This is a genomic window from Bradyrhizobium sp. HKCCYLS3070 (genome assembly GCF_051167575.1).
In the GTDB taxonomy this organism is placed as follows: Bacteria; Pseudomonadota; Alphaproteobacteria; order Rhizobiales; family Xanthobacteraceae; genus Bradyrhizobium.
In genome coordinates this window covers 1,092,203-1,111,675 of record NZ_JBNPTI010000001.1, presented here as the reverse complement: position 1 = coordinate 1,111,675, position 19,473 = coordinate 1,092,203, and the positions used below count along the sequence as shown (strand labels likewise).

General features: G+C 65.7%; 12 protein-coding genes and 2 pseudogenes. 7 read left to right on the top strand and 7 right to left on the bottom strand.

The features are described 5' to 3' along the window. Positions 1-6 precede the first annotated feature (6 nt). From ACQR03_RS05125 to ACQR03_RS05110, 4 genes and pseudogenes are all read right to left on the bottom strand, one after another. Positions 7-909: pseudogene (locus ACQR03_RS05125) on the bottom strand (NAD(P)-dependent oxidoreductase); the annotation flags it as partial. Continuing rightward, positions 891-2,025, bottom strand: a protein-coding gene (gene prfB, locus ACQR03_RS05120) for a peptide chain release factor 2 (RefSeq protein ID WP_315712184.1) whose coding sequence is annotated in 2 segments (ribosomal slippage) — positions 891-1,955 and positions 1,957-2,025 — 1,134 coding nt in all. Because the reading frame shifts where the segments join, the coding sequence is not laid out codon by codon here. The gene prfB and the pseudogene ACQR03_RS05125, both read right to left, overlap by 19 nt. A gap of 125 nt (positions 2,026-2,150) precedes the next feature. Beyond that, positions 2,151-4,658: a penicillin-binding protein 1A gene (locus tag ACQR03_RS05115; RefSeq protein ID WP_315712186.1), complete on the bottom strand. Its 2,508-nt coding sequence runs from the start codon at positions 4,656-4,658 to the stop codon at positions 2,151-2,153. Positions 4,659-4,888: 230 nt separating this feature from the next. Beyond that, positions 4,889-6,211, bottom strand: a complete 1,323-nt coding sequence (locus ACQR03_RS05110; protein WP_315751757.1) for an N-acetylmuramoyl-L-alanine amidase — start codon at positions 6,209-6,211, stop codon at positions 4,889-4,891. Positions 6,212-7,016: 805 nt separating this feature from the next. On the opposite strand from ACQR03_RS05110, the gene ACQR03_RS05105 reads away from it, so the two are divergent. Beyond that, the gene (locus ACQR03_RS05105) at positions 7,017-10,262 is read left to right on the top strand and encodes an Rne/Rng family ribonuclease (protein ID WP_434841010.1); all 3,246 of its coding nucleotides are present in this window, start codon (positions 7,017-7,019) and stop codon (positions 10,260-10,262) included. Positions 10,263-10,431: 169 nt separating this feature from the next. On the opposite strand, the pseudogene ACQR03_RS05100 reads toward ACQR03_RS05105, so the two are convergent. Beyond that, a pseudogene (locus tag ACQR03_RS05100) lies at positions 10,432-10,647 on the bottom strand (dicarboxylate/amino acid:cation symporter); the annotation flags it as partial. 40 nt (positions 10,648-10,687) lie between these two features. Further along, complete coding sequence (locus ACQR03_RS05095) at positions 10,688-11,887, bottom strand: pyridoxal phosphate-dependent aminotransferase (protein WP_315712191.1); 1,200 nt, start codon at positions 11,885-11,887, stop codon at positions 10,688-10,690. 152 nt (positions 11,888-12,039) lie between these two features. On the opposite strand from ACQR03_RS05095, the gene ACQR03_RS05090 reads away from it, so the two are divergent. Together ACQR03_RS05090 and ACQR03_RS05085 are read left to right on the top strand one after the other, a co-directional pair. Beyond that, positions 12,040-13,434, top strand: a complete 1,395-nt coding sequence (locus ACQR03_RS05090) for a M48 family metalloprotease (protein WP_315751694.1) — start codon at positions 12,040-12,042, stop codon at positions 13,432-13,434. Between the two features lie 126 nt (positions 13,435-13,560). Then, positions 13,561-14,325: a DsbA family protein gene (locus ACQR03_RS05085; protein WP_315712195.1), complete on the top strand. Its 765-nt coding sequence runs from the start codon at positions 13,561-13,563 to the stop codon at positions 14,323-14,325. A gap of 122 nt (positions 14,326-14,447) precedes the next feature. Here ACQR03_RS05085 and ACQR03_RS05080 read toward each other — a convergent pair whose 3' ends face one another. Then, positions 14,448-15,119: a GntR family transcriptional regulator gene (locus ACQR03_RS05080; RefSeq protein ID WP_434841009.1), complete on the bottom strand. Its 672-nt coding sequence runs from the start codon at positions 15,117-15,119 to the stop codon at positions 14,448-14,450. Between the two features lie 205 nt (positions 15,120-15,324). Here ACQR03_RS05080 and tcuA point away from each other — a divergent pair, with 205 nt between their 5' ends. The 4 genes from tcuA (at position 15,325) to aroQ (ending at position 19,462) form a co-directional block, all read left to right on the top strand. Then, a complete protein-coding gene (gene tcuA, locus ACQR03_RS05075) occupies positions 15,325-16,740 on the top strand; it encodes an FAD-dependent tricarballylate dehydrogenase TcuA (RefSeq protein ID WP_316173741.1) in 1,416 nt (471 codons plus the stop codon). Then, entirely contained in the window at positions 16,727-17,824 is a 1,098-nt protein-coding gene (gene tcuB / locus ACQR03_RS05070) for a tricarballylate utilization 4Fe-4S protein TcuB (RefSeq protein ID WP_434841008.1), read from the top strand. The genes tcuA and tcuB overlap by 14 nt, the downstream gene beginning before the upstream one ends. Before the next feature lie 186 nt (positions 17,825-18,010). Then, on the top strand, positions 18,011-18,718 hold the full coding sequence (locus ACQR03_RS05065) for a DUF1236 domain-containing protein (protein WP_315826861.1): 708 nt from the start codon (positions 18,011-18,013) through the stop codon (positions 18,716-18,718). Between the two features lie 264 nt (positions 18,719-18,982). Further along, positions 18,983-19,462, top strand: a complete 480-nt coding sequence (gene aroQ / locus ACQR03_RS05060) for a type II 3-dehydroquinate dehydratase (RefSeq protein WP_315712200.1) — start codon at positions 18,983-18,985, stop codon at positions 19,460-19,462. Positions 19,463-19,473 lie beyond the last annotated feature (11 nt).

Below are 19,473 nucleotides of genomic sequence, written 5' to 3'. Positions count from 1 at the left end.
GTGTGCCTACGGCATGGATCTCGGCCGCGACACCAGCTCGATCATGCGGCCTTCGTCCTCATCCGGCATCGCCGCCTTCGCTCGCGCATAAGCATCGACGGCTGCCTGGGCCATGATGGGACGCTCATCAAGTAGCTGCTCGGCGAGCTGCAGCGCATAGGCTGCATCCTTGTGACGGAGCGCCGCGGTGAAGCTTGCATCGGCGAAGTTGCGCGCGATCATGCGCGGCGCGTGGCGCAGAACCTGGGGGCTCGCCGCGACGCCGCTCTGGATCGCCTCCAACACGAGCTTCATGTCGAGGCCGGCCTGCTCGGCGATTGCGAGCCCCTCCGCAAGACCTGCGATCTGCATCGCGCCAAGCAGGTTGTTGATCAGCTTGTAGACTGTCCCGGCGCCCACGGGCCCGAAATGGCGAATGGTCGAGCCGATCGGCGCCAGATACGGCTGCGCGCGGTCGAGATCGGCAGCGTCGGCACCGACCAGCAAGGTCAGCTTGCCGCTCGCGGCCGCGTCGGGCAGCCCGGTCACCGGGCAGTCGAGATAGGTCACGCCGCGCGCATCCAGCTCGCGCGACAGACGCAGCGCATGATCGCGCGATACGGTCGAGCATTCGATCGCGATCGTGCCGACCCGCATGGTGGCCGCGGCGCCATCCGGCCCGAGCCAAACCGCGCGCGAGGCGTCGTCATCAGCCACCATCGTCACGACCGCATCGGCATCGATTGCCGCATCAGCTGGCGAGGTCGACCAGCGCGCGCCGCGCGCGATCAGATCCTCCGCCTTCGCCCGGCTGCGATTCCAGACCGCCACGGAATAGCCTGCGTCGAGATAACGACCGGCCATACCATGGCCCATGCGCCCGAGCCCGATGAAGGCAACGCGCGCCACGCTCAATCGACGTCCTCGATCGCAGCGCCTGGCGTCGTGCCGAACGCGCGCTGCGCCAGCGTCGCCGCCATGAACTCGTCGAGATCGCCATCGAGCACGCCGGCGGTGTCGGACGTCTGCACGCCCGTGCGCAGATCCTTCACCATCTGATACGGCTGCAGCACGTAGGAGCGGATCTGGTGGCCCCAACCGATCTCGGTCTTGGCCGCCTGGTCGGCCGCCGCTTTCTCCTCGCGCTTCTTCAGCTCGATCTCATAGAGACGTGCGCGCAGCATGTCCCAGGCCTGGGCGCGGTTCTTGTGCTGTGACCGGCCAGCCTGACAGACCACCGCAACGCCGGTTGGGATGTGCGTCAGCCGGACCGCCGATTCGGTCTTGTTGACGTGCTGGCCGCCGGCGCCACCGGACCGCATGGTGTCGACGCGGACATCGGACTCCTTGATGTCGATCTTGATGCTGTCGTCGATGACCGGGAAGATCTGCACCGAAGAGAACGAGGTGTGGCGGCGTGCATTCGAATCGAACGGAGAGATTCGGACCAAGCGATGCACGCCAGCTTCAGTCTTCAGCCAACCATAGGCATTATGCCCGGAGATCTGGATGGTCGCCGACTTGATGCCGGCCTCTTCGCCCAACGATTCTTCGAGATACTCGATCTTGAAACCGTGCTTCTCGGCCCATCGGGCGTACATGCGCAGCAGCATCTGCGCCCAGTCCTGGCTCTCGGTGCCGCCGGCGCCGGCATGGACCTCGAGATAGGTGTCGAACTTGTCGGCCTCGCCGGACAGGAGCGCCTCGAGCTCGCGCCGCGCGACCTCCTTCTTCAGCTCCTTCAGCGCATTCTCGGCTTCGGTGACGACACCGGGATCGTTCTCGGCCTCGCCAAGCTCGATCATCTCGATATTGTCGCTGAGCTCACGTTCGACCTTGCCAATGCCGGTGAGCGAATCCTCCAGCGAGGTCCGCTCCTGCATCAGCCGCTGAGCTTTTTGGGGGTCGTTCCAGAGATTGGGGTCTTCGGCGAGCTTGTTCAGCTCGGCCAGCCTTGCCGTCGATGTCTCGACGTCAAAGATGCCTCCTCAGCAGCCCGACCGACTGCTTGATCTCTTCTACGATTTTCTCGATTTCCGCGCGCATGTCGCTCTCTTCAGGCCACGGCTCGAAGCGCCGCAGCATCGTCTGTCACAGGGGATGTAACGGCGCTCGGCGCAAAGCGCAATCGCTCTGCACCGCACCGGCATCAGTTTCAGCCGGCCCAATGCCTAATAGAGGCTTCCCGTGCCTGGACGGATGATGAAGCTGCCAGCATCAGGCTGGCCGCCGCTCTGCGACGGCATCACGCGTCCATCGGCGTCGGCGACACCGATGACCGAGTAGTTGTCCGGCGGCGCCGTACCAGGTTTGAACGCTTCCATGATCGTGCGGCCGCCGTCGCCAGGGCTCGCGCGCATGCCAGTCTTGGCATCGACACGGACCAGCTTGATGCCGGCCGGGATCTTGAAGGGCGTGGCCGGCTTGTCGGCCAGCGCGAGCTTCATGAAGTCTTTTGCGATCGGCGCGGCCAGATGACCGCCGGTCGCAGCATTACCCCTACCGAGCGGCCGGGGCTTGTCGTAACCCATGTAGATGGCGACGGCGAGGTCCGGCGAGAAGCCGACGAACCATGCGTCCTTGGCCTCGTTGGTGGTGCCGGTCTTGCCGGCGATCGGCTTGCCGACCTCCTTCAGCACGGTCGCCGTGCCCGCCTGCACCACGCCCTCGAGCATCGAGGTGATCTGGTAGGCCGTCATCGTATCCAGAACCTGCTCCCGGCGGTCGACCAGCTGCGGCTCGCTCTGGTTCTTCCAGCCGTCCGGTGCGTCGCAGCCGCGGCACTCGCGGGCATCATGCTTGAAGATGGTGTGGCCGTAGCGGTCCTGGATGCGGTCGATCAAGGTCGGCTTCACCCGACGGCCGCCATTGGCGATCATCGAATAGGCCGTGACCATGCGCATGGCCGTGGTTTCGCCGGCGCCGAGGGCGTAGGAGAGGTAATTCGGCAGCTCGTCATAGACTCCGAACCGCTTGGCGTATTCGGAAATCAACGGCATGCCGACGTCCTGCGCGAGACGCACGGTCACCGTGTTCAGCGACAGACGCAGCGCGTTGCGCAAGGTCGTTGGCCCGAGATATTTGCCGTTGGAGAAGTTGTCGGGGCGCCAGACCTGCCCGCCCTGCCCCTGGTCGATCTCGATTGGTGCGTCGACGACCTGGGTCGACGGCGTATAGCCGTTGTCGAGCGCCGAAGAATAGACGATCGGCTTGAATGACGATCCGGGCTGCCGGTAGGCCTGCGTTGCGCGGTTGAACTGGCTCTGGTCGAAGGAGAAGCCGCCGACCATCGCGAGCACACGGCCAGTGTTCGGATCCATGGCAACCATCGCGCCGGACACTTCGGGCAGTTGCTCGAGGCGATACTGGCCTTCGACCGGATTGCCTTCCTTGTACAGCGGATCGGCATAGATCACGTCGCCCGGCTGCAGCACCTGGGCGACCGACGTCGGCACCTTGCCACGGCCGTTGGCCGTCGCAGCCCGCGCCCATTTCACGCCGTCAAGCGTGATCAGGCCAGTCTGGCGTTCCTTGCTGACGGCGCCGCCGAGTTCGCGCGGCGGCTGGAAGCCGATGCGGGCGGACTGGTCACTGGTCTCGAGCACCACGGCCATCCGCCACGGTGAGATGTCCGAGAGCGATTTGATGTCGGCGAGCTTCACCCCCCAATCGCCCGAAGTATCGAGCTTGGAGACAGGCCCGCGATAGCCCTGCTCCTGGTCGTACCTCACGAGTCCGGCGACCATGGCCTTGCGCGCCATGACCTGAATCTTCGGATCGAGCGTCGTCCGGACGGACAGGCCGCCTTCGTAGAGTTTCTTCTCGCCATAACGTTCGAAGATGTCGCGGCGAACTTCCTCGGCGAAATATTCACCCGCAAAGATGTGGGCGCCGGTGTTGCGGCTCGCGATCGTCAGCGGATCCTTGCGCGCCTTGTCGGCGTCGGCCTGCTTGATCCAGCCGTTCTCAAGCAGACGATCGACGACGTAGTTGCGGCGCTCGATGGCGCGGTCGCGATTGCGGATCGGATGCAGGCTGCCCGGCATCTTCGGCAGCGCGGCGAGATAGGACGCCTCCGCCACGGTGAGCTCGTTCACCGACTTGTCGAAATAGACCAGCGACGCCGCAGCGATGCCGTAGGCGCCGGAGCCGAGATAGATCTCGTTGAGATAGAGCTCGAGAATCTTGTCCTTTGAGTAGGTGCGCTCGATGCGCATCGCCAGCAGCGCTTCCTTGATCTTGCGGGCGAACGACACCTCGTTGGTCAACAGGAAGTTCTTGGCGACCTGCTGGGTGATGGTCGAGGCGCCCTGCGGACGGCGATTCGAGCCGAAGTTCTGCGCGTAGACCACGGCGGCGCGCGCCATGCCGGTGAAATCGATGCCGCCATGCTCGTAGAAGTTCTTGTCCTCGGCGGCGAGGAAGGCGTTGATCACGAGCTTGGGAACCGCCTGGATCGGCAGGTACAGCCGGCGCTCCCGGGCATATTCACCGACCAGCGAGCCGTCGACCGCGTGCACGCGCGTCATCACCGGCGGCTCATAATCCTGCAACTGGGAGTAGTCAGGCAGGTCCTTGGAAAAATGCCAGATCAGGCCGGCCGCTGCTGCCACACCGACCAGGAACAAGACGGTACCGGCCGCGAACAGGAAGCCCAAAAACCGCACCAGAAAGCGCATCGGCGAATATCCGTTCCAACTCTTGTTTCGTCTCTCGGCTCGGACGCGGCGCACCCACAGGCGCTACCGCCAAAAATCACACGGTCGGCTGCAATGCCGCGTGACCCATGCCAGAGAAACGCATGGTCAAGCCTATCAGCGGTCAAGCCTATCACAAGTCTGCCGAGAAGGAATCCTCACTGATTCCGGGTGCCTCGCAGCACGTTTATACGGATGTTGCTGTGGCCAAACTAGGGCTTTGCGCGCACCGCCGCCGGCTTGTCCGGCCTCTCGGGGCCCGCGTTGGCGATGCGCTTGGCCAGAAAGGCATCGATCGCCCGCGCCATTGCGTCCGCCGTACGCGACCGCCATGCGTCGGAGACCAGGTTCCCCATATCGCCCTTATTGGAGACATAGCCGAGTTCGACCAGCACGGATGGCACGTCGGGCGCCTTGAGCACGCGGAAACCGGCCGATTTCAGCGGGCGCTTATGCATATGCACCGCCGTCTTCATGTCGTTCATCAGCACACGGGCGAACCTGTTGGAAAACGTGCGGGTTTCCCGGCGGGCCAGATCGATCAGGATGTCGGCGACGTCAGCCGGCTCCTCGGTCAGATTGACCCCGCCGATCTGGTCGGCCCGGTTCTCGGCCTCGGCCAGCCGTTCCGCCTCGACGTCGGACGCCTTGTCCGACAGCGTATAGATGGTCGCGCCCTGCGCAGTGCCCTCACCTCGCGGCAGCGCATCGGCGTGGATGGAGACGAACAGAGCCGCCGACTGCTTCTGGGCGATGCGGACCCGGTCTCCAAGCGGGATGAAGGTGTCGTCGTCGCGAGTCATGATCACGCGGAACTTGCCCGACCGTTCCAGCCGGTCGCGCAGCGCCTGGCCGAAGGCGAGCACCAGATTCTTCTCCGGCACCTCGCCGCCCTGGGTGCCGTAGTCGATACCACCATGACCGGGGTCGATCACGACCACGGGCCGGGTGTCCGGCGGACCATCCGTCGGAGGGGGGGCGATGGCGACCGTCGTCGGCGGCGGCCGGACTGCCGGCGCAGGGTTTCCTGCGACCGCGACCGACGCCGTCGCGGAACCCGAATCGGCAGGCCTGGGCGCAAGACGGCTGTCGCTGCCGATGGCGCGGGCGAAGGTCGCCTCGTCGACCTCCTCCAGCTCAAGCACCAGCCGCGGCGGCTGACCGTTGGCGGCATCCAGCACCGTGGAGTTGGCGATTCGAGCCGGGCCGGTGAGATCGAAGACGATGCGGGACCCACCGGGCATCACCATCCCATAGCGGAATGCCTTCACCAAACCACGGCCGCTGGTCCCGGCTCCAGTGGGCAGATGAAAGCTGACCTGGGGCAGGTCGACGACGACGCGATAGGGTTCGCTGAGCAGGAAGGTTCGAAACGGCACCGTCCGGTCGAGATCGAGCACGAATCGGGTCTGTCGGGAATCGCCGGCGACCCTTGCGTCGGTGGCGATGGGGAACCCGGGCCCGACCACGGCAGGCGGCACCTGGCCGACCGGCCCGCTCTGGGCGCGGGCCGGAATGACCGCCGCACATAACATTTGCGTGACGCACAGCGACGCGCATCCCAGCAAGGAAAGGTAATTCGCCCGGCCAATTGCCAAATCGATGCCTCCGCGGGATCGTCTTACCGCAACCAATCCCAGGGGTTAACCGCCAAATTTTGTCATTTTCGTTAAAGGCCACCGATTGTTGCGGTTCCGCGACGCTTCGCTTGCGCGACCTGACCATTCCTCGTATGTACGAAGGGCTGAAGGCTAATCCTTACTGCCGGTTGTGTCGCGTTCAACCTCCGGTGAAACGCCGGAAGCTTCGTGATCGGGGTGCTCGATATCGGGTCCTCGGTCGTTGCGAAGAGTCCAGCGCCTTTCCGACGCTCCACCAAAGCCTGCGCGATCCCGCGCGGCCGCAACGGAGAGCCGGTCACGAGCCGAGTGGCGCCTGTCAGGGCGCCTCCTCGCAGAGACCGCCCGGGCACCAGGTCAGACACGGTATAGCCTGATACCGCACCCGTGACAGGGTGGGTATTCGATCCAGGCAAGCGTTTCGGCGCAATCTGGCCTTCGGCAACAGAGAAGGCGGCACCCGCTGCCGCCCACATATTCCAGACGGGCCGACGCTTGATGCGCCAGACTGAGTTGCCAACCATGACCAGCGGACGATCCGCGCCGATGCGGGGCCAGACCCCCGTCCGGCCAATCGCCCCGCCGGCATCAGGGTTGGCGCGGCGCGACCAGCTGCGTTTAGGCCTTCCCCTCACCCCCGAATCAGGTGGACCGTCGCGTCATCCGACAGCGCGCCACGCGCTCGCGGCCAATCGCGCCCGTCGCCTCCAAGAGTTCCAATATGCCCAACAAGATGTTGATCGATGCTACCCACCCGGAAGAGACCCGGGTCGTTGTCGTCCGCGGCAACCGCGTCGAGGAATTTGATTTCGAAACGGCCCAACGCAAGCAGCTCCGCGGCAACATCTACCTGGCCAAGGTTACCCGGGTCGAGCCCTCGCTGCAGGCCGCCTTCGTCGAGTATGGCGGCAACCGCCACGGCTTCCTGGCCTTCAGCGAAATCCATCCGGACTACTATCAGATCCCGGTCGCCGACCGGCAGGCTCTGATCGAGGCCGAGGAGCGCGCGCACCGCGAAGCCGAAGAGGAAAGCGAGAACCGCTCCAACCGCCGCCGCAACCGGCACCGCAGTTCACGGCGCCGCGGCAGCGGCGAACGGGTCCAGAGCGAGATCGTCGAGGCCGCCGAGGCGGGCCTCCCTGCCCCGACCGAAGGGCACGAGGCCGACCACGAGGCGCAAGACCACCACGCCTATGCGCAGGACGATCAGCCGCACGCCGACGCGACCGCTCCCGGCGAGGCGCAGGGCTTCTCCGAAGGCCCGGTCGAGGCTCAAGGTCGGGACGCCTCGGGCGAAGCTCGGCAGGACGCAGCCGACGAATCGCGCGAGCATGCCGACCGTCAGCCTGATGCCGTCGCCGCGCAGGACCATGACGCTGCTGCCGAGCAGCCCTCCGGCGAAGCTGCGGAGGCCGCGAGCGCACAGACCGGCGGCTCGCACGCTGCCGAGGCGGCCAGCCCGGCTGTCGCGGCAGACGAGCACGACGACGAGCATGACCATGAGCACCACGGTCACGACGAGCATCATGACGGCGAGCACGAGCATGATGAGCACGAACATCACGAATACGACCATCATGAGCATGATCACGATGAGCACGACGACGATGACGTCGCTGCCGTGGGCGAACATGCTGATCACGGCGTCACCATCGTGCCCGGCGACGAGAACGGCTCCGACACCGCGTCCGGCGACCATGAGGACGACGAGGACGACGGCGAGGAGATCGAGGAAGAGCTCGTCGAATCCGTCGGCGGCGATGACGTGCTGGAGGAAGTGCCGGAGCGCACCTTCCGTCCGCGCCGGCAGTACAAGATCCAGGAAGTCATCAAGCGCCGCCAGGTGATGCTGGTGCAGGTCGTGAAGGAGGAGCGCGGCAACAAGGGCGCGGCGCTGACGACCTATCTGTCGCTGGCCGGCCGCTATGCCGTGCTGATGCCCAACACGGCGCGCGGCGGCGGCATCAGCCGCAAGATCACCTCGGCACAGGACCGCTCGCGCCTGAAGGAAGTGGTGCAGGACCTCGACGTGCCCGAGGGCATGGGCGTGATCCTGCGCACCGCCGGCGCCAACCGCACCAAGCCCGAGATCAAGCGCGACTTCGAATATCTGCTGCGTCTCTGGGAAACGGTCCGCGACATGACCCTGAAGTCGCAGGCCCCGACCCTCGTGTATGAGGAAGGCTCGCTGATCAAGCGCTCGCTGCGCGACCTCTACAACAAGGAGATCGACGAGATCCTCGTGGCCGGCGAAGACGGCTACCGCGAGGCGCACGATTTCATGAAGATGCTGATGCCGACCAATGTCCGGGCGGTGAAGCAGTATCGCGACGGCCAGCCGCTGTTCTCCCGGATGGGCGTCGAGAGCCAGCTCGACGCGATGTTCTCGCCGACCGTGCAGCTGCGCTCGGGCGGCTATATCGTGCTCAACCAGACCGAGGCGCTGGTCTCGATCGACGTGAACTCCGGCCGCGCCACGCGCGAGCATCACATCGAGGACACAGCGCTCAAGACCAATATGGAGGCGGCCGAGGAAGTGGCGCGGCAGCTCCGTTTGCGTGACCTGGCCGGGCTGATCGTCATCGACTTCATCGACATGGACGAGAAGCGCAACAACCGCTCCGTCGAACGCAAGCTGTCGGACTGCCTGCGGCAGGATCGCGCGCGCATCCAGGTCGGCCGGATCTCGCATTTCGGCCTTCTGGAGATGTCGCGGCAGCGCATCCGGGCCAGCGTGCTCGAAAGCTCGACCGAGCCGTGCGCGCATTGCGGCGGCACCGGTCACGTGCGCTCGGTGTCCTCGGTGGCGCTGCAACTGCTGCGCAGCCTCGAAGAGACGCTGATGAAGGGCGCCACCCACAATCTCGTGGTCCGCACCCGCACCGAGGTGGCGCTCTACGTGCTCAATCACAAGCGCGGCCATCTGCGTGACCTCGAGAACAGCTTCAAGGTCTCGCTCGCCGTCATCGCCGATCCGAGCGTGAGCGGCCAGCAATCCTTCATCATCGATCGGGGCGAGCAGGTGCACACGCTCGAGGCCGCCAAGGCGCTGCTCGCCGCGCAGGCCTCTGCCCCGCCGCTGGCGGCCGAGGAAATCTACGACGAGGAAGAACCGTTCGACATCGAGACGGAATCCGAGGTCGAGACCGAGGAGACCGAAGGCCTGTCCGAGGACGCAGCCGACGGCAGCGCAGCCGAAGGCGAGCGGGACGGCGCGCGCCGCAAGCGGCGACGGCGACGGCGTGGCCGCGGCAGCGAGGCCCGCGAGGGCGCGCTCCCAGAAGGCACGGCCGGACTGCAGCCCGCCGAGCCGGGCTCTGCCGCCGAGCAGTCAGCCGAGGACACCGACGGCGAAGACGACGAGTCGGAGGAACAGCCTGCGTTCGCACAAGGCGAGCAGACGGATCAGCCTGGCGGCGAGCGGCGTCCGCGCCGGCGTGGACGCCGCGGCGGTCGTCGTCGGCGCGGTGGCGCGGAAGAAGGCCTCGCCGCGTCGATCGGCGACGAGCTCGCGCCGGCTTCGGCATCGGAGGCAGAAGCCGCCGTGGCCGATTTCGACGGCAATGGCGCTTCCCACCACGACGAGGAAGAGCCGGCAGAACCCGCGGCGCCAGTCCATGCGTCGGCCGCAACCGAGGCCGATGAGCCCGTCGCTGGCGCCTCCGTGCCCATGCCACAGGCTGCTCCGGGACAACCCGAAGTGCAGCAGGCCGAGGCTCCGAAAACGGAATCCGAGAAGACCCCACGCCGTTCGACGGTTCGCGAGAAGGTCAGCTTCCTCACCGAGCCGAGGCCGGAGGGCGCGGTTTCAGCCGTCAACGTCGCCGAGAGCAGCGCACCCACTCCGGCTGTCGACGTCGCGGCGTCCGGACCGGTTGCCTCCGAGCCGGCGGCCACCGATTCCTCGTCCCCTGCGGCGCCGCGCCGGGCCGGCTGGTGGTCCCGCCGTTTCGGTGGCGGGCAGTAAGCGCCCGCTCTCCGACGCTTCAATGCAAAACGCCCGGCCAGATTGGCCGGGCGTTTTTCATATGGCGTTCTTCGTATGGCGATCGTTCTTGGCCGTGACGAGCGGAGGCCGCTCAGCCGGTCGTCACGGCCGCCTCGACATCCGACGGATCGATCTGCTGATTGAGCCGTCACTGCAGGAGATCATGGTCGAGTTCGTCTTCGCGCCACGAGACGAACACGGCGGCGATGCCGTTGCCGGTGATGTTGGTCAGTGCACGCGGCTCGTGCATGAACATGTCGATCGAGAACACGAACGCCATGCCCGGAACGAGGGCCGGCTTCACGGCCGCCAGCGTTGCTGGCCAAGTGATGAGGCTGGCACCGTCAAAGCCACTCATGCCCTTCAATGACGACGAAGGGGGCACAACCGACCTCACCCGCGCCCTAGCCTAACCAGCGCGCGATCCGGGCCACCGCCTCACGCATGTCCTCGGCCGAACGCGCATAGGAAAAGCGCACGAAGCTGCGGCCGTGGATCGGATCGAAGTCGACGCCCGGCGTGGCCGCCACATGGGTCTCCTCCAGCATCCGCTTGGCGAAGTCGAAACTGTCGGAGGTGAAGTCGGACACGTCGGCATAGAGGTAGAAGGCGCCGTCGGTCGGCAGGAACCGGGTCAGGCCGGCCTTCGGGAAACCCTCGATCAGGATGCGCCGGTTCTCCTGGTAACCGTGCTTGATGGCCTCCATTTCAGTCCGGCCGTCGAACGCCGCCTCCGCCGCGATCTGCGACAGGGTCGGAACCGAGATCGCGAGGTTCTGTTGCAGACGCTCGATCGGCCGCACCAGCGCATCTGGCACCACCATCCAGCCGATGCGCCAGCCCGTCATGCAGAAGTACTTCGAGAACGAGTTGATGATCAGGGCCTCGCGCGACAGCTCCGCCGCCGTCACCGCCGGAAACGCGTAGTCCAGACCATGATAGATCTCGTCGGAGATGAAGCGGATGCCGGCGTCGCGTGCGGCTGCGATGACACCGCCCAGCGCCTCACGCGACATCATGGTGCCGGTCGGATTGGCGGGACTTGCCACCAGCACACCCTTCAGCGGCGTCTTGCGGTGCGCGGCGAGCAGCGCTTCGCCGGTCAGGGCGTGACGGTTCTCCGCCGTGGTCTCGATCAGCACCGGCTCGCAGCCCAGCGCCGTCAGGATATGGCGATAGGGCGGATAGCCCGGCACGGTCACGGCCACGCGGTCGCCGGGCTCGAACATGGCCAGGAACGCCAGGATGAATCCGGCCGAGGATCCCGTCGTGATCACGATCCGCGCCGGATCGACCTCGCAAGCGTGCGTCTCACGATAGTGCCGCGCGATTCGCTGTCGCAGCGACAGCAGACCGAGCGCCGAGGTGTAGTCGATGCGGGCCTGATCGAGCGCGGCATGCGCGGCCGCAATGGCCGCTCGTGGCGCAGGCGCCGCCGGTTGGCCGACCTCCATGTGGATGACATGTCCACCGCCCGCCTCGATCCGCTCGGCCGCAGCCATCACGTCCATCACCATGAACGGCGGAACATTGCTGCGCGCGGACGGCGCCGTCAGGTCGGCGATCCGCTGTTCCAATGTCGGTATCACTGTCGCATCCACCATCGATATCTGCTATTGACCCCGGCTGTTCGGACCCGCTCCGTGAACCGGTCGGGGTCAGCCCATGGGCCTCGTTCGCCGCAGATGAGCCGCATTCCGCCGTTTGGTGGGCAATAGCCCGTCTCGCGCCTCGCGCCAATTGCAAAGATCGCCTGATGTCGCTCCGTATCGTGCTTCGCAAGAAACTGTCCGGCGGGCTTGCCGCGGTCGTCGCGGCGGCCGTGACGCTGGCGCCGGTCGCGCCTGCGTCGGCGCAGCAAGGCAAGGGACCGCCAATCCTGCGCGACACCGAGACCGAGGTGCTGCTGCGTGAATATACCCGGCCGATCCTGCGCGTCGCCGGGCTCGAAAAGCAGAACATCCAGATGGTCATCATCAACGATGCGTCCTTCAACGCGTTCGTTGCCGACGGCCGCCGCATCTTCGTCAACTACGGCGCCATCCTGCAGTCGGAAAATCCGAACCAGCTGATCGGCGTTCTCGCGCACGAGACCGGCCATCTCGCCGGCGGCCATCTCGCCAAGCTGCGCCAGCAGCTCGCCACCGCCCAGACCCAGATGATCATCGCCACCATTCTCGGCGCCGGCGCCCTCGCGGTCGGCGCGCGCGGCGGCGGCAGCGGCCTTGCCAATGCCGGCGCCGCGACGCTGTCGGCCCCGGGCGAGGTCATCCGCCGATCGCTGTTGTCGTACCAGCGTCAACAGGAGGAGAACGCCGACCGCGCGGGGGTGAAATTCCTCACTGCGACGGCGCAATCGCCGAAGGGCATGTACGAGACGTTCAAGCGCTTCACCAATGAGAGCCTGTTCGCCGCGCGCGGCGCCGACCCCTATCTGCAATCACATCCGATGCCGGCCGATCGCGTCGAGGCGCTCGAGGGCCTCGCGCGCCAAAGCCCCTATTGGGACAAGAAGGACGACCCCGCATTGCAGCTCCGTCACGACATGGTCCGTGCCAAGATCTCGGCCTTCATGGAACGGCCGGACACGGTGGCACGGCGCTATCCATTGTCGGACACCGGCCTGCCCGCCCGCTACGCCAGGGCAATCTCCACCTACCTGCATGGCGACCTGCGCAGCGCCCTGAGCCAGATCGATGCCCTGATCCAGGTGCAACCCAACAACGCCTATTTCTACGAGGTCCGCGGCCAGGCCCTGCTGGAGGGCGGCCGCCCCACTGAGGCGATCGCCCCGCTGCGCAAGGCGGTGCACCTGTCCAATAACGCCCCGCTCATCGAGATGTTACTTGGTCAGGCCTTGGTGGCATCCGAGAACAAAGCCTACACTGAGGAGGCGATCTCGATCTTGCGCGCGGCGGTCGCGCGCGAATCCGAGGCGCCGCTCGGCTATTCCCAGCTCGCGATGGCCTACGGTCGCAAGGGCGATTATGCGGAGGCGGATCTCGCCTCGGCGCAGGCCGCCTTCCTGCGTGGCGACAACAAGACGGCGCGCGAGCTTGCCTCGCGTGCAAAAACCCGCTTCGCGGTCGGCTCGCCAGGCTGGGTCAAGGCCGACGATATCGTCACGGCAAAGCCGCTTTCCGGCCAGTAGGCTGTCGGACAGCGGGGTTGGCGCCCGCTGAAGTTTTGAACTACTGCTATCATCCGATCCAGAATATCAAGATACCGTCACGACCATCGACAAGGACCCGATCATTTGACCCAGAGGACCTCCTTCATGCCGTCAGTCCGCACGCTCATTCCCGCGATGTTGCTCGCGCTTTCGCTCTGCGGCGTGCCTCAGCTCGCGTCGGCGGAGAGCTTCTCCGACAGCCAGCGGGGCGAGATCGAGACCATCGTCCGAAACTACCTGATCGCGCATCCCGAGGTGCTCGAAGAGGCGATGGCCGAGCTGCAGAAGCGCCAGACGGCAGCCGAGGCGGCCAAGCACGAGGCCAGCGTCAGCAAGAACGCCGAGACCATTTTCAACTCGCCGCGCGGCGTCGTGCTCGGCAACAAGGATGGCGACGTCACCTTCGTCGAGTTCTTCGACTACAATTGCGGCTACTGCAAGCGCGCGATGGCCGACATGATGGAGCTGATGAAGAGCGACCCGAAGCTGAAGGTCGTGCTCAAGGAATTTCCCGTGCTGAGCCAGGGCTCCGTCGAGGCCGCGCAGGTCGCCGTCGCCGTTCGCATGCAGGCCCCGCAGAAATATCTCGACTTCCACCAGAAGCTGCTGGGCGGCCGCGGCCAGGCCGACAAGGCCCATGCGCTCGCGGTCGCCAAGGATCTCGGGCTCGACATGGCGCGCGTCGAGAAGGACATGGCGAGCCCCGAGGCCAAGGCGACGATCGAGGAAAACTTCAAGCTCGCCGAGGAGATGGGCATGAACGGGACGCCGAGCTACGTGATCGGCAAGCAGGTCGTGATCGGCGCCGTCGGCGTCGAGGGCCTGCGCGAGAAGATCAGCGCGGCCCGCTGCGGCAAGGCGAGCTGCTGAGCATCTCTGCCAAAGCGTCTCGCCATCACGGGATCAATCGAAGGCCGGCTGTCTCAGCCGGCCTTCTGCTTTTGCCGTGAGCCGGTGGCGAAGCGGCAGCCGGGTGGCGGCAGCGCCCTCGCCTATCCCTTCAGCTTCATGCCGAGCCGGGTTCGAAGTGCCTCGCGGATGTGCCCGCGTGCAATCGCCTCGGCCCGATCGGGATCGCGGATCGCGATCGCTTCGATCAGCTCACCATGCTCGGCCGCGGCAGTTGCCGCACGTCCTTCGGCCGCAAACGTCGTGGTTCCCAGCAGCGCTGTCGCGACATGCATGTCCTCGAGGGCGGCATCGAGGTAGCGGTTGCGCGCCGCGCGCTGGATCGCACCGTGCATCAGCCGGTTCAGCCGCGCTAGCTCGGCGGCGTCGTCCCCCCCGCTGACAAAGCGTGCATGAATGTCGCGGAGCGCCGCGATCTCGGCCGACACGGCATACTGCGCGGCGAGCCGGGCGGCGGCGCCTTCGAGAATTTCCCGCATCGCGTACAGCTCGAGGACTTCATTCTCGTCGAGACTGCGCACGATCAGGCCGCGTCCACCAGCCGGCTGCACCCACCCCTTGGCCACCAGCTTGCCGAAGGCCTCACGGACCGGCGTCCGGCTGACGTTCAGCTTCTGGGCGACCTCGTCCTCACGCAGCCGATCGCCGGAGCGATAGAAGCCGGTCTCCAGCGCATGGCACAGCGCACGAAATACCGCTTCGCCGAGAGAGACGTTGTCACGATCGATGGTGAGCGATGGCGCTTCCGAGGACATGGGGTCACCATTTCACAATCTCGTTGCGAACAACAGCCTATCTTGCATATTTTTGTATACAATAGCATACTAATTCTATGCCCACTGTAGCCTTTACTTCCGTACCATCCATCATCGCTTGGCCGACGGCTGACATGCCGATGGCGTTGCTGTGCGGACCAAAGCCGATCCAGGCCCCGCCGCCTTGCGTCCGCGAGGGCCTGCAATGACTGATCAGAGCGATCTCGCCGACCATCCCCTGACCTACGACGTCGTCGTGGTCGGCGGCGGCAACGCAGCCCTCTGCGCCGCCATTGCGGCACGGCGCGCCGGGGCCTCGGTCATCGTGCTGGAGGCCGCCTCCAAGTTCTATCGCGGTGGCAATACGCGCCACACCCGCAACATGCGCTGCGCCCATGACGCGGCGACCGCGACGTTGAGCGGCCCCTACACCGAGGACGAGTTCTGGGACGATCTCCTGCGCGTCACCGAAGGCCAGACCAACGAACAACTGGCCCGCCTGATGATCCGCGAGTCCAAGGACATGCTCGACTGGATCGTCGCACAGGGCGTGCGTTTCCAGCCGTCGCTCGGCGGGACGCTGAGCTTAGGGCGGACCAACTCGTTCTTCCTGGGCGGCGGCCGGGCCATGCTCAATGCGTTGTATCTCACCGCCGAGCGGCTCGGCGTCGACGTGCTGTATGAGGCGGAGGTCGTCGGGCTCGACATCGATGAGACCCGTTTCGACGCTGCGATCATCCGGCAGCGTGACGCCAGGACGCGGATCTGCGGCAAGGCGCTGGTTGCGGCAGCGGGCGGCTTCGAAGCCAACATCGACAGGCTGGTCGAGGGCTGGGGCGAGATCGCGCGCAACTTCCTGATCCGCGGCACGCCCAACAATCGCGGCACGGTGCTCGACATGCTGCTCGGCGCCGGCGTCGACAGCATCGGCGATCCGACCCAGTGCCACGCGGTGGCGATCGATGCGCGCGCACCAAAATATGACGGCGGCATCATCACGCGGCTCGACTGCGTCGTGTTCGGCATCGTCGTCAACAACAACGCTGAGCGATTCTACGACGAAGGCGAGGACGTCTGGCCGAAGCGCTACGCGATCTGGGGACGCTTGGTTGCCGCTCAGCCGGACCAGATCGCCTACATCATCTTCGACGCGAAATCGGCGAACCTGTTCATGCCGTCGCTCTACCCCGCGATCGAGGCGGCCAGCATCACCGAGCTCGCCGGCAGGCTCGGCCTCGATCCGGACAAGCTGACCGCCACCGTCGCGCATTTCAACGCATCGGTGCGCGACGGACAATTCAATCCCGACATCCTCGACGATTGCCGCACCGAGAACCTGACGCCGCCGAAATCGCATTGGGCGCGCCGCATCGATAGCGGCCCCTACTACGCCTATCCGGTTCGGCCCGGCATTACCTTCACCTATCTCGGCGTGCGGGTCGATCACGCCGCAAAGATGATGATGAAGTCCGGCGGTCCCGCCGACAACATGTACGCCGCAGGCGAGATCATGGCCGGCAACGTGCTCGGCCGCGGCTATGCCGCAGGAATCGGCATGACGATCGGCAGCGTGTTCGGGCGTATCGCCGGCCAGGGAGCAGCGACACATGCAGCGCAGTGAAGCGTTGACCGAGGCGGATCGGCTGATGACGATCTGCAATTCCTGCCGCTATTGCGAGGGACTCTGCGCCGTGTTTCCGGCAATGGAGATGCGCCGCGCCTTCACCGGCGGCGACCTCAACTATCTCGCCAATCTCTGCCATGCCTGCGGGGCCTGCTACGTCGACTGCCAGTTCTCCCCCCCGCACGAGTTCGACGTCCGCGTCCCCTCCGTTCTGGCCCGGGTGCGGCACGAGAGCTATGCCGACTATGCCTGGCCGCGCGCGCTGGCGCCGCTGTTCAGGCGCAATGGTCTCGCGGTGTCGCTCATCGCGGTGGTCAGCATGGCCGCGTTCATCGTCGGCATCGTGGCCTTCAACGATCCCGCCGCGGTGTTTGCAAGCCGGCACGGCCCCGGCTCGTTCTACGCGCTCATGCCCCACAACGCGATGGCGCTGTTGTTCGGCGCCGCCTTCCTGTGGGCCATCATCGCCTTCATCATGGGCGCTCGGGCGTTCTGGAATGATATCGGCGAGCCGAGCTCGACCTTGACGCGCCCACGTCCACTGCTGCGCGCCGTTCGCGACGCAGCCAGCCTGCGCTATCTCGATGGCGGCGGCGTCGGCTGCTACAACGAGGACGAGCGGCCACGCGACACCCGGCGGTTCTATCACCATCTGACGTTCTGGGGCTTCATGCTCTGCGTCGCATCGACCAGCGTCGCGACGCTCTATCACTATCTTCTGCACCGTGAGGCGCCCTATCCGTTGTGGGACCTGCCGGTCGTGCTCGGCACGCTGGGCGGATTGGGCATCGTGGTCGGTCCGCTCGGACTCCACACCGCCAAGCGCAGGCGTGAGCCTGCGATGATGGATGCGGGCAGTCGCGCCATGGACGTCGCGTTCCTGGCGATGCTCGTCCTTACCGGCGCAACCGGGCTCGCCCTCCTCTTGCTACGCGAGACCAGCACGATGGGCCTGCTGCTCGCGCTCCATCTCGGTGCGGTGTTCGCGCTCTTCATCACGATGCCCTACGGCAAGTTCGTGCACGGCCTCTATCGATTCTTGGCGCTCGTCCGCTACGCGCGCGAACGTCACGGCGCGTAGCTCATGCGAAGTCGCCGGCGACACGCAACGGATCACTGTTGTCGTCATGCAGCATTCATGACCCTGAGCATCCGTTCATAAAGTTGCGATCTGCGACATTTTTCCGGAACGATCGGCGACGCACGGAACGACTCCTACCTCCTGCCGTTGTCGGCGCGGGCAGTGCAAATACGAGGAGGATAGAGGATGACCAATCGCTTGATGGTATCAGTTGCTGCAATCGCGCTCCTGGCGGGTGCAGGTTTTGCTCATGCGCAAGGTACCGGCGGTGCGGGCGGCGCAGCTGGACAGTCCGGCGGCGCAGCCATGCAGGGCGGTGCGACCGGTGGTGCTGCCGGCGGAGCATCGAGCGGTGGCATGAACGCGCCCGGCGGCGCGATGCATCGCGACAGCGGCTCGCCTGCGTCCGACATGCGCTCCAGTCAGTCCGAGCAGAAGCCCGGTGCGACCAAGGGCCAGCGCGCCGAGGAAGGCATGAAGGGTCCGAATGCCAAGGGCGCGACCTCCGAGACCGACAAGGCCGGCTCCAAGAACATGAAGGCCGAGGGTCGCGACAGCAAGAGCGGCACCAGCACGAACGCTGAAACCAAGACCGGCAGCGACCGGTCGCAGACCACCACCGGACAGGCCGGCGCCGGCGCCAAGCTCTCGACCGAGCAGCGCACCAAGATCACCAGCGTGATCCGCAGCCAGCGCGTCGAGCCGGTGACCAACGTGAACTTCAACATCTCGGTCGGCACCCGGGTGCCGCGCGACGTTCACTTCCACCGGCTCCCGGCGGAAGTCGTGACGATCTATCCGGAATGGCGCGGATACGACTTCATCTTGGTTCGTGAGCAGATCATCGTGATCGATCCCCGCACCTACGAGATCGTCGCAGTTCTCGACGCCTGATCCCGACCAGGCAGGCGATGAGGACATGGGGCGGGCAGCAATGCCCGCCCCATTCTATTGCGCAAAGAGCACGTAAGGGCGATCACACGCAACCCGTGCAGCCCGGTGGACAAACCTGGTTAACCAGCAATTTCGTACACTTAAGACGGTTTTTTCGTCTGACGGACCAAGCCTCGGGCAGCCGGCCCGGCTGCCGAAAGGCTTCCCCTTGGCGGCTTTGTTACCTATAACGCCGCCCACTGCCGCCACACCGCCGGGATGGGAATGGCCGACGCCGCGCACAACACGATCTATGTCCTCAACGGACCCAACCTCAACCTGCTGGGCACCCGCGAGCCGGAGACCTATGGCCATGCCACCCTGGCAGACGTCGAACGGCTCTGCGTCGAGACGGCCGCGCGCTTCGGCCTGACGGCGGAGTGCCGGCAGTCGAACCATGAGGGTGTGCTCGTGGATTGCATCCATGAGGCCCGCAGCCGCGGTGCGGTCGGAATCATCCTCAATGCCGGCGCCTACTCGCATACCTCCATTGCCTTGCACGACGCGCTGATGGGGGTGAAGATCCCCACCGTCGAAGTGCACATCAGCAACATTCACGCCCGCGAGAGCTTCCGGCACCATTCTTTCACCGCGAAGGCCGCGTTTGCCTCGATCTGCGGCTTCGGCATCGACGGCTACCGGCTGGCGATCACCGGCCTCGCCGCCAAGATCGGCGCCAAAGCCGTCACGCAGACCGACATCTAGCGCAAGCCTGA

Bases quoted from the DNA above. Each gene is read 5' to 3' on its own strand.
- ACQR03_RS05065 (WP_315826861.1), top strand. From the start codon at position 18,011: ATGACCAATCGCTTGATGGTATCAGTTGCTGCAATCGCGCTCCTGGCG.
- ACQR03_RS05105 (WP_434841010.1), top strand. From the start codon at position 7,017: ATGCCCAACAAGATGTTGATCGATGCTACCCACCCGGAAGAGACCCGG.
- ACQR03_RS05110 (WP_315751757.1), bottom strand. From the start codon at position 6,211: ATGTTATGTGCGGCGGTCATTCCGGCCCGCGCCCAGAGCGGGCCGGTC.
- tcuB (WP_434841008.1), top strand. From the start codon at position 16,727: ATGCAGCGCAGTGAAGCGTTGACCGAGGCGGATCGGCTGATGACGATC.
- ACQR03_RS05085 (WP_315712195.1), top strand. From the start codon at position 13,561: ATGCCGTCAGTCCGCACGCTCATTCCCGCGATGTTGCTCGCGCTTTCG.
- ACQR03_RS05090 (WP_315751694.1), top strand. From the start codon at position 12,040: ATGTCGCTCCGTATCGTGCTTCGCAAGAAACTGTCCGGCGGGCTTGCC.
- tcuA (WP_316173741.1), top strand. From the start codon at position 15,325: ATGACTGATCAGAGCGATCTCGCCGACCATCCCCTGACCTACGACGTC.
- ACQR03_RS05080 (WP_434841009.1), bottom strand. From the start codon at position 15,119: ATGTCCTCGGAAGCGCCATCGCTCACCATCGATCGTGACAACGTCTCT.
- ACQR03_RS05115 (WP_315712186.1), bottom strand. From the start codon at position 4,658: ATGCGCTTTCTGGTGCGGTTTTTGGGCTTCCTGTTCGCGGCCGGTACC.
- aroQ (WP_315712200.1), top strand. From the start codon at position 18,983: ATGGCCGACGCCGCGCACAACACGATCTATGTCCTCAACGGACCCAAC.
- ACQR03_RS05095 (WP_315712191.1), bottom strand. From the start codon at position 11,887: ATGGTGGATGCGACAGTGATACCGACATTGGAACAGCGGATCGCCGAC.